Origin of the sequence: Amycolatopsis sp. NPDC005961 (assembly GCF_040629235.1) — a bacterium.
Lineage (GTDB): Bacteria > Actinomycetota > Actinomycetes > Mycobacteriales > Pseudonocardiaceae > Amycolatopsis > Amycolatopsis camponoti.
Window position 1 is genome coordinate 91,217 of record NZ_JBEXVF010000031.1, and the last position, 10,366, is coordinate 101,582.

General features: G+C 68.4%; 6 protein-coding genes. 1 reads left to right on the forward strand and 5 read right to left on the reverse strand.

Annotated features, from left to right (window positions below):
* Positions 1 to 5: 5 nt before the first annotated feature.
* From fxsT to ABZ342_RS26295, 4 genes are all read right to left on the reverse strand, one after another.
* On the reverse strand, positions 6 to 4,448 hold the full coding sequence (gene fxsT / locus ABZ342_RS26280; protein WP_360478004.1) for an FxSxx-COOH system tetratricopeptide repeat protein: 4,443 nt from the start codon (positions 4,446 to 4,448) through the stop codon (positions 6 to 8).
* Position 4,449: 1 nt separating this feature from the next.
* Positions 4,450 to 5,493, reverse strand: a complete 1,044-nt coding sequence (locus tag ABZ342_RS26285; protein WP_360478007.1) for an AAA family ATPase — start codon at positions 5,491 to 5,493, stop codon at positions 4,450 to 4,452.
* Entirely contained in the window at positions 5,471 to 6,904 is a 1,434-nt protein-coding gene (locus ABZ342_RS26290; protein ID WP_360478010.1) for a hypothetical protein, read from the reverse strand. Before ABZ342_RS26290 ends, ABZ342_RS26285 begins: the two co-directional genes overlap by 23 nt.
* Positions 6,905 to 7,051: 147 nt before the next feature.
* Positions 7,052 to 7,936, reverse strand: a complete 885-nt coding sequence (locus ABZ342_RS26295) for a hypothetical protein (RefSeq protein WP_360478013.1) — start codon at positions 7,934 to 7,936, stop codon at positions 7,052 to 7,054.
* A gap of 154 nt (positions 7,937 to 8,090) precedes the next feature.
* Between ABZ342_RS26295 and ABZ342_RS26300 the strand changes: the two genes are divergently transcribed.
* On the forward strand, positions 8,091 to 9,296 hold the full coding sequence (locus tag ABZ342_RS26300) for a low temperature requirement protein A (protein WP_360478016.1): 1,206 nt from the start codon (positions 8,091 to 8,093) through the stop codon (positions 9,294 to 9,296).
* Here the strand turns inward: ABZ342_RS26300 and ABZ342_RS26305 are convergent.
* Positions 9,291 to 10,115 (reverse strand): helix-turn-helix transcriptional regulator, encoded by an 825-nt coding sequence (locus ABZ342_RS26305; RefSeq protein WP_155541175.1) that lies wholly within the window; start codon positions 10,113 to 10,115, stop codon positions 9,291 to 9,293. The two genes, ABZ342_RS26300 and ABZ342_RS26305, sit on opposite strands and share 6 nt — an antisense overlap.
* Positions 10,116 to 10,366: the final 251 nt, after the last annotated feature.

Genomic DNA, 10,366 nt, shown 5'->3' on the forward strand with positions numbered 1-10,366 from the left:
TGGCTTTACAGCGGCATCGGATCGATATCACAGTCGGCGCGGACGCCGCGCGACGCCGCCACCGTGCCGGGGTGGGCCTCACCCAGGACTCGGCGGTAGCGGTTCATGACGTCCTTGTACAGCTCATCCGCCTGTTCCACCTGCCCCTGGGTTCTGAGGTCGAGAGAATAGTTGAGCTGAACCGCCAGCGTCGTCGGGTGGTCCTCACCTAGGACCCGGCGTGAACGCTCGAGTAGTTCGGCGTCGCGATCCGAGGCCTCTTCGACGCGATCCAACGCGGCGAGATCGCTCGCGACATCGATCGCGCACACGATCGTGTGCGGGTGGTCCTCACCCAACTGCTCTCGGAACTCCTCCAGCGAACGTTCGTCCAGGAGTCGCGCGCTCGACGGGTCGCCGGACAGCCGCAGGGTCACGCCGAGATCGAGCGCCGCGGAAAGCGTGTGCGGGTGCTTCTCCCCCAGGCTTTCGCGGTAGAGATCGAAGACCTCCTCGCCCACTTCACGTGCCCGAGCGAACTCGCGGGCGTGCCGGAGGTCGATCGAGTAGCCGAGCGCGCAAGCGAGTGCGTTCGGGTGTTTGTCACCGTATCGGATGCGGAACCGGCGGAGCGCGTCCTCGGAGATCGCGCGAGCCGCGTCATGGTCGCCGTCCTTCCGGCACGCGACCGCCAGATGGTACTTGCGGCGCAGAGTGCTGATGCTGTCCGCACCGTAGAGTTGCTCGACCCGGTCGGTGATCTGCTGCTGCTCGATCCGCGCCCACGGGTAGTCACCCAGCTCGCGCCGGGCGATAACCATGAGGACCTGAGTGGCGACAGTCGTCGCTTTGTCGTACCCGAAGACCTCGACACGCCTGCGATAGGTATCGATGCCCAAATCGTTCGCTCGCCGATAGTCGCCGACCAGGAGCAAGGCCGCGACGTAGTCACGGCCGGCGTTCAGCGTGATCGGGTCGTCGTTACCGAACAAGCCTCGTGCTTTGACGTAAATTTCTTCATTGCGCTGGGCGGCTTCCGCGAAGTCCCCCCGTGCCTTCAGGATCACCGCATAGGTCAGAGCAGCTTCGAGCGTCTCCTCCCGGTCCGGACCGATCAGTTCCCGGTAGCGGTCGTAGGTGTCATGGCTGATCCTCGCCGCGTCTTCGTAGCGCCCGACAGTCCATTGGAAGAACGCCAGCCGCTCGGACGCCGCCAGCTCTTGCAACGGCGGGTCTTCGATGGGCGCTTCGCCTCTGCGTTGCCGTTCGAGCCGATCCTGTTGCCAGGCTGCCACCGCGCGTTCCGCGAGCGTGACCGCGCCGTCGTGGTCACCCCAGTGGTAGAGGAACTTCATCAGGTTGATCACCAGCTGCCGCACCCACTGGTCCGTGCACTCGATCAGCTCGGCGTCGTAGATGTGTGGCAGTACCTCGAGGTAGCGCTGCCACTGCTGAGGTGATTCCGGGTCCCTGGGATCCAGGTTGGCCAGCAGCTGGTGCGCGCCGTGTCGCATGTCGTTGCGGTGCTGCTCCGACATGCGGTTGCGCAGGACCAGCTGCACGAGCCGGTGCAGGAGGATGGTGTCCGTGCGGTGGTCGATCTTCGCGAGTCCGAACCGGTTGATGTCGCGAATGGCGCGGCTCAGCTTGATCGGATCACGCAACGCCGTGTCGAGTTCGGGTGACACCGTGAGCCCGCGAACGCCGGCGAACAAGTTGCGCGACACCGGTTCGGGGGCGAAGAAGGCGCACACCTGCAGCAGCTGATGGGCCGCCGGGTTGCTGACACTCAGCTGGTCGAACGACACGTTCCACGCCGCGGCGACCGATGTTTCGTAGTCCTGCGGGCTCGAGGTCTCGAGGATTTCCGCGACCTTCTCGTCGAACAGTTGCAGGTACTCACCGGCCCGCATACCGGTTTCGGCCAGCCAGGCCGCGGCTTGCTCGATCGCCAGTGGCAGGTCGCCCAGCTTGTCGGCGATGCGGTCGGCGTCCAGGTCGTCGAGTTGGGGCCCACGCCGGCTCAGCAGCATCTTGCTTTCACTGCGCTCGAAGATGGCGACCTCGAGCGGACGTGCCACCCCCGCCCAGTTCGGGTTGCGTGAGGTCACGAGAATGTCGCCGGTGCCGCCGACCGGGAAGAACGGGCGGACCATTTCCGGATCTTCGGCCGAGTCGAAAACAAGCAGCCACCGCCGGTACGGCCGGCCGAGGCGGAGTGCCTCCTTGACCGCGGGCACGGCCGTGATGGCCTCGTCGGCGCCGGGCAGGCGGAGGTGCTGAGCGAGTTCGGTGAGGGACGCGTGGATCTGGGTCGGCCGCGTGGCCTGGATCCACCAGACGATGTCGTAGTCCTGCAAATGCCGGTAGATGTACTCGATGGCCATCTGCGTCTTGCCGATGCCGCCCATACCGTGCAAAGTCGCGGGAAGGACCGCGGTGGTACCGGCGCCCAGTCGGTCACTCAGTTGAGCGAGCAGGTCGCCACGTCCGGTGAAGTTGGGGTTCGGCGGTGGGATCGCTCCCCAGACCGGCGGGACCTCTTCACCCGAACGCCTTACCTGGCGCGAGGTGGACACCCCTACGCTGGCAACGACACTCGTATGACCCGCAGTTTTGTCTTTCGTCTCCGAAGAGCGTTCCGTCTGGTCCGGGTCCGCCACGTCCGTGGCTGCGGGCTCGCCAGGGATACCCGACTGCTTGAGTTCCTGCGACATCGTCACCGCCGGGATGTTAGCAGCGCTAACATCGTTATCCATAGTAGGGGAACCCCGCAAACCGGGTGAACCCGGAGAACCCGTGTTCAGTTTAGCCAAACGATCGGCTCGCGATAAGTAAGGACCTGACAACGCACTCATCACATCTCGTTCGAGGGCAATCTCAGCGCGTGACGCCGACTCGGGTTCCGGGTCCGGCGTCGAGTCCGGTTCGACCAGCGCCGCCTGCAGCCGGGCCAGCGTGGGGTTCTGCTCACCGTACTGCCGGGACGCCGCCCGCACCGCGTGCGCGGTATCCGATCTCCGCGCCCCGCTGAGCAGTACTCTCCTGGTCTGACCGGAGAATTCCCACGGGGTGTTGCGGTCCCAGGGCTGCCGATCACCGTCGTGTCGCAGCAGACCGCTCGTGAACACCTCCACGAGGTGATCCGGGCCGGACCCGGGCAGCATCTCCGCCTGCACCGCGGACGCGACGTCGAGGTCGACCGGAACCGCGGCGAGGAGGGTGGCCAGCCGGAACGCCGACGGCGAAGCCTGACTGTGAAAGTCCCTCACTCGATCGCTCGAGTTCACCTCATTCTCACCCGAAGCCGGATTTTCACTCGATTCGGTTACTGTTCCCGCCGTCCGGTCCCGAATCACCATGACCGAACATTTCCGCGGGACATCGGCCCGGCCGGTGACGACCTCCGCCCACCTGCGGAACCACCGTTCTTCCAGTTCCAGAACCGGCACCGCGACGGAGTTCGCGGTCAGTTCCGCCTGGTCGAGCTCGTCGAGCAGGAAATCGGTCAACCGGACGAGGTACGAGGCGTTGGGACGCACCGGTCCCTTGGTCGTGATCTCGGCGTTCTGCGCGTCGACGCCGCCACGGGCCCAGAGCCGCCGGGGCAGCAGGTGCACCACCGCGACCGGGACCTTGCGCCCCCACCGTGCCAGCAAGGGCTGCACGAGGTCGCGCCGCCACGCATCGCTGATCCCGTCGGTCAGGACGAGCATCACCCGCCGTCCGGAGGAGCCGACCGGTTCGCCTGCCCCACGCGCCGGGCTGTCCGGCGTCCCGCCGCGGAGCACCGGTCCCAGGACCATGCCGCCCTCGGCACGCCCGGTCTTTCCCGTCTCCAGCAGCCGCACCTGGACCGAGCGGAAGATCCCGAGCCGCCGCTGGCACAGTGCGACGAACGCCGCGATGGTCGGAGTCCAGAGCGCCATCGACGGTGCCTGCTCGACCACCAGGGTCAGGTGCAGCCAAGGCACGCGTGTCCGTTTGGTGACGGGGAAGACCATCCCCGCTTCCACGCTGCGGTCGACCGTCAGCTCCTCGTCGAGTTCGACGTCTTCCGGATGGCCAGAGGGGACCTTCCGCTTGAACGCCCGGAATGCGCGGACGAGCTTCCCGATGTCGGGTAACGGAGACGTCGCGCCGGCCGACGGTGATTCCTCTCCGCCGTCGAGCAGACCGCCCGCACTCGCGGATGCCCGGTGGTTCCCGAGTTCGGTCAGGACGACCGGCGGCAGGTCGGGGGGCGGCAGCCGATCACCGCCGGGCCCAGGTTCTTCTCGCGGGACCATCGGTGGAGGATGCACCGCGGCTGTCTCAGGCGGCTCGTCCCGGGTTGGAGGGTCCGTCGGGGCAGGCGGCTCAGGTTCGTCCGCCGAATTCGCCGCGATGGCGGCCATCAGCCACAATCCGTCGGCGACCTCGCTCGCCGTCAGTTCGCGGTCGTCAGGACCACCCGGGATTTCCGGCATTTCAGTGCCCCTGCTGGTTCAGGTGCTGCCAGAGTGCCTCGACCAGGTCCGGCCAGCCCGGGTCGTCCGGCCGGTAGGCCCCGGACGTCGCCAGGAAGATCGCGTCGAGCAGTTTGTCCGCGGGCAGTCCCCCGAGCGCGGTCCGCCGTGCGACGAAGTCCTCGATGAGCACCGCGCGGTGCTTCGGGTCGAGCGCGTGCGCGGCGACGATCTCAGCCAGCTTCGCCGGCCCGGGATCCTTCATCTCCAGGCGCAGGCACCGGCGCAGGAACGCGGGTGGGAAGTCTCGTTCCCCGTTGCTGGTGATGATGACGACGGGGAACGCCGAGCACCGGACGACCCCGTTCTCGATCTCCGCCGTGTGGCCGGGGTCCGCTGTGAACACTTCGGCGATGGGCGTGCGACCGGCGTCTCGCGCGAGCTCCGGGATGAGGAACTCGCCGTCCTCGAAGATCGACAACAGGTCGTGGGGCAGGTCGGATTCGGCCTTGTCCAGCTCGTCGACGAGCAGCACCCGGGGCAGCCGGCGCGGCAAGAACGCCGTCCCCAGTTCGCCCAGCCGGAAGAAGTCACCGATGGGCCGATCCTCCGCGCCGGAGCCACGCGCCTGCGACGCCTGCAGGCGGCCGAGGGCGTCGTAGTCGTAGAGCCCGGATCTCAGCGTGGTCTGCGAAGTGACCGGCCAGCGGAGCACGCGCCCCAGTCGCAGCTCACGGGATATCCGGTAGGCCAAGGTCGATTTCCCGCTGCCGGGTTTCCCGGTCACCAGGAGCGGACGGCGCAGGTACAAGGCGGCATTGACCATGTCGACCTCGGCACGGTCGGCGTGCCCGGCGGTGAAGCTCAGCTCCACGCCCAGGCGCCGGTCGGTCTCGGCGTCGTCCTGGGGCACGTCGGCGGCCGGCGGATCGTCGTCCCGTCGGAAGTCGCGCCACGGCGGTGGTGGCGGCAGCCGATCGGCCAGGTGCGTGTCCTGCAGCGGACGACCGGTACCGCGATAGATCCACCAGTCATGCGTGCTCTCAGGACGCTCGGTCGTGCTCATCGGCACCCCCTCCCGGAACCGGACCGGTTCCGCCGTCGGCGAGAGGGAGCATCCGGTTCGGGTCGTCCCATAGCACCACCAGATCCCCCAGGATGCCGCCATCCGGGGACGACGACCGATTTCGGAGCACGTCGAGCCGGTGTTTCCTGGTCAGTGCCGGCAAATTCCCCAAATCGTCACTTCCGGCCAACCAGGTTACCACCTCACGCACAACTTCCGAAGAGACCGTAGGGTGCCAAACGACGACCGGCAACCCCGCGCGCAAAGCGGCGAAAAGCTCGTCCCGGCCGGGAATCGGGTTCGCCGGCGGCGTAGTGGTCAACACCGTCATGAGCCACCGCTCGTCGCTGAAAACCGCGTCGAGGTGCTGCTGATCTTCGGTGTCGCCGGGCTCGCAGAAATATACCCGTTCGACGGATGGTTCCTCCGTCCAGGAGGCCCAGCGTCGTCGCCAAACCCGGTGCGAACGCCGGGAACCCATCCGCTCCAGTGAACGAATAACCGTCGGATAAGTCATGTACAACGGCTGCGGCCCACCGAACTCGCGCTCCGTGCGCCAGGTGTGCACCGGAAGATCCAGTAAAGCGCGCGGGAGCACGAACTCGATGGCGACCTCCGCGTCGCTTTCCGACCACGCCTCTTCCGCCGCGGAGATCGTTTTCGCCACTTCGGCTTCGAGTTCCGCCGTCGTGGTCACGACGGTTTCCCCGCGAGGTGGCGGCCATTCGTCCGGATCGTCCTGCCGCCAGTGCGAGATCTCGTGTCGATCGGCGTCGACCGGGTCCGGGCTGATCATGATCGTCAGGTGCAGCCGGCCCGACCGCAATGGAGTGACCTGCGAACGAAGTTCGCGAAGGGCCCCTTCGAGCCGAAGCCGGTGAGCCTGTCCATCGGCCCACCTGCGCAGGTTCGCGGCCGGCTGTTCGTCGCATTCGGCCGCGATCAGCTCGGCGAAAGCCACCACCGGTGGCAGCTCTCCGGGCGCGGCGTTGAAGTCCGCAAGGCCGGAGAAAGCCTCCGCCGCGTCCGGGAAGACCGGCACCGGGAAGACGTGCCGGGCGGCGCGGCGAACGGCCGCCCGGAGGCCGGGCGGCGCGAATCCTTCCAGTTGCTGCCGGAACCGCTCCTGCTCCGATTCCGATACCACATCCCGCAGCGGCAGGGAATCCACCAGATCGCGGAATTGTGTGCACTCTTTCGTACCCGGCCGGAGGAATTCGAGCACGTCGGCGAGCGTCGGCAGCCCCTCCTCGATCAAGCAGCACCCGTTGACGATCTCGATCAACTGGGCACGTGGCGCCAGCTGATCCGGCACGGTGAAGGGATTGTCAAGAGCTCGTCGCAACTCCGCGACCATCAATGTGCGGATGGACTTGTCGTCGGCGAAACCCGCGACCACCAGTACGTCCACGAGTGCGCGGCGAATCGCGATGCCGATGGGGGGACGCCCTTGCCTTGCCGACACCGGCGTACCACCTCCCGCCCCCGCGAAGTGCCCCGAAGATCGGGAGTCTACCTATCAGGCGACGCCGGAAAAGGGGCAAAAGCCGGACAACTGCTAACGAACTCGAGGACCCGAGCGGCTCGCGACCACCGCGGCCAGCTCTTCCACCTGCGGCGATCCCGGGTCGAGCAGTCGCACCACGGCGAGCAGTTCCTCGAGGCCACCCTCGTACCGTTCGCACGTGCGCGCCAATTCGATCACGTGCAGCCTGTCTTCCGCCTGGTGCGGAACCGCCGCCGCGATTTCCCGCCGGGGAACCATGCCCAGCAGGAGCCGCCGGCTGTCCGCGTTCCGCACGCAAGTGACCGCCAGCAGCGCTTCGACCAGCACCGCGAAAGGCGCCGGTCCGCCGCGGGGATCGAACCGCGATACCGGCACCACGGGTGCGATCGGCGGGGCACCCAGAAGGCGTAACCACGCCGTGGTCGTGGTTTCCTTGACGGCTACCGGAATCCGACGGTACTCATCCGGAGCCGCGGCCGGGTCCTCGGTCACGACGTCGTGGTAGAACGCGTCGGCGGCGATCAGCGCCAGTTCCGCACCCGTGGCCTTCTGCGCGGCCTTCGCCTCGGGCGCGTCCAGCAGCCGGAACGTGAAGCTCACGGCCTTGCTGACCGAACCGTGCCCGCCCTGACCGACCTCGCCGGCGTTCAGCGCCAGCCGCAGGTGCATCCGGGCGGCTTCGGAGTGGACCGCGTTGTACCGGCGCAGCTCCGCGTGCATCCGCTCCGGGAACTGCGCGACGAGGTCCGCCTTCGCGATCTCGGGCGGCAGCAGGATCATCGCGCCGTCGCCAGTGTTCTCGACGAAGCAGACGTCCCAAGGGATGCCCGTTTCGGCGAAAGTCCCCTTGAGGACCGCCCAGAGTCCCTCGTGCACTTCGTGCAGGTGGACCAGCGTGCGGTTCGGGTTGTTGTAGCCGGCGATGTCGACGGCCATGATCGTTTTGTGGTGTGCGGCAGCATAGGAATGCACGATCCACCTCCCCACGTCCCGCACTCAGTGTCCCAGACGTATGCACGCTCGGCCATGTTCGCGCAGGGCGTTACCCCGAAACGCGACGCCGGTGGTACCGCGACGGCCATAATTCGGCGTGCCCACGACACGCCTGCACCTGGTGAGCGCGGATGAGGACCACCGCGTCTCCACCATCGAGCTCTTCTTCGACCTCGTCTTCGTCTACGCCATCACCCAGACCACTCAGCTGATGGCCGACCACCTGAGCCCCATGGGTGTCGGGCAGGGGCTCGCCATGCTCGCCGTCCTGTGGTGGTGCTGGTGCTCCTATGCCTGGCTCGGGACCACCATCCACGTCGACCACGGGATCGCGCGGCTGGCGATGTTCGGGGCCATGACCGTCATGTTCCTCGTTTCGCTCACGATCCCCGAGGCCTTCGTCGACCATCCCGGCGGCTTGTTCGCGCCCGGGTTGTTCGTTGTCTGCTACGCGCTCGTGCGGCTGCTGCACCTCGTCGCCTACCTCGGGGCCGCGCGGCATGATCCCGGGTTGCGCAAAGTCCTGCTCAAGATGTTCGTGGGGCTGCTGCCCTCCGTCGCGCTGCTCGCCGTCAGCACCGCGCTGAGCGGGCCGTGGCAGCTGGGCCTGTGGGTCGTCGCGCTGCTGGCCGACTACCTCAACGTCTACCTCGCCGGGCCCGAGGGCTGGCGGCTGAACTCGCCCGCGCACTTCGCCGAGCGGTTCGGGCTGATCGTGATCATCGCGCTCGGGGAGTCGATCGTCGCGATCGGCATCGGGATCGGGGCGCTGCCGATGTCGTGGCTGGTCGCCGGCGGCGCCGTGTGCGGGCTGGCGCTGGCCGCCGGGATGTGGTGGACCTACTTCGACGTCGTCGCGCGCGTCTCCGAACACCGGCTGACCCAGGCCACCGGCACCGAGCGGACGAAGCTCGCCACCGACTCCTACACCTTCCTGCACCTGCCGCTGATCGCCGGGATCGTGCTCGTCGCCCTCGGTCTGAAGAAGTCGCTCCTCTACCTCGCCGACACCGAGCACCACACGCCCGGCGAAGCGCTGCACGGCGTGCCGATCTGGACGCTGACCGGAGGTCTCGCGCTCTACCTGGTCGCGCTGAGCGCCCTGCGCAAGCGCAACCTCGGCAGCTGGAACGTCCAGCGGCTGGCCGCCGGCGTCCTGCTGGTCGCCGCGACGCCGTTGCTGGAGCACGTGCCCGCGGCCGTGCTGCTGCTGGTCGTCGCCGGGCTCGTGCTCGGGCTCATCGGCTTCGAACGCCTGCGGTTCGCCGAGTGGCGGCGGCAGGTGCACGCCGAGCACTCATAACAGCTCCGGGCCGACGACCGACAGCAGCTGCAGCTTCTCGGCGTCCTCGGTGCCGGGCGTGGCGGTGAAGACGAGGAGCACCTGGGCGAAGTCGTCGGTGTGGAGCAGCTGGCAGTCGAGCGCGATCTCGCCGACGTCCGGGTGCACGAGCGTCTTGCGCCGCTCGAACGGCACCGCGACTTCGTGCGCCTCCCACAGCTTCGCGAACTCCGCGCTCTTCGCCGCCAGCAGCCGCGCCAGCTCCGCGGCCCGGGGGTCGCTGCCCGACGCCGCGCGCAGGCTCGCCACCAGGAACCGGGCGTGACGTCCGCGGTCGGCGGGCGGGTACAAGAGCTGCTCCGCCGGGTCGGTGAACCACCGGTAGGCGGCGCTGCGCGCGGGCCCGGCGTGGCCGGTCTCGTCCCCGAGCAGCGCCTGAGCCGGGCGGTTCTGCACCAGCGTCTCGCCGAGGTTCGACATCACCTGCGCGGGTGTGTCGTGCAGCCGGTCCAGCACGCGCATCAGCGCCGGGCTGACGTGGTCCGCGCGCGACACGCGCGACGGCGCCGTGTGCCCGGCGAGCCGGAACAGGTGGTCGCGCTCGTCCAGCGTCAGCCGCAGGCCGCGGGCGATCGCGGCCAGCATCTGCTCCGACGGCCGCGGCCCGCGCTGCTGCTCCAGCCGCGTGTAGTAGTCGGTGGACATGCCCGACAGCGTCGCGACCTCTTCGCGACGCAGGCCGGACGTCCGGCGACGCTGCCCGAGCGGCAGCCCGACGTCGTCCGGGCGCAGGGCCTCGCGGCGGCGGCGCAGGAAGTCGGCGAGCTCGGCACGGTCCACGCCGTCGATTATCGGCGCTCTCACGGCCGGCGCCAGGGATCGCCGATCCCCCGATCGGCGCGCTCTGCCACGGCGTCCGCGACGCGGCGACGCTGATGCCATGACCACTTACCTCATCACCGGGGCCGGCGGCGGCCTCGGCGCCATCACCGCCCGGGAACTCGCGGCCCGGGGACACCGGGTCGTCCTCGCCGTGCGCGACCTCGCCCGCGTCACGCCGCCGCCGGGCGAGGTCGAGGTCCGGCACCTCG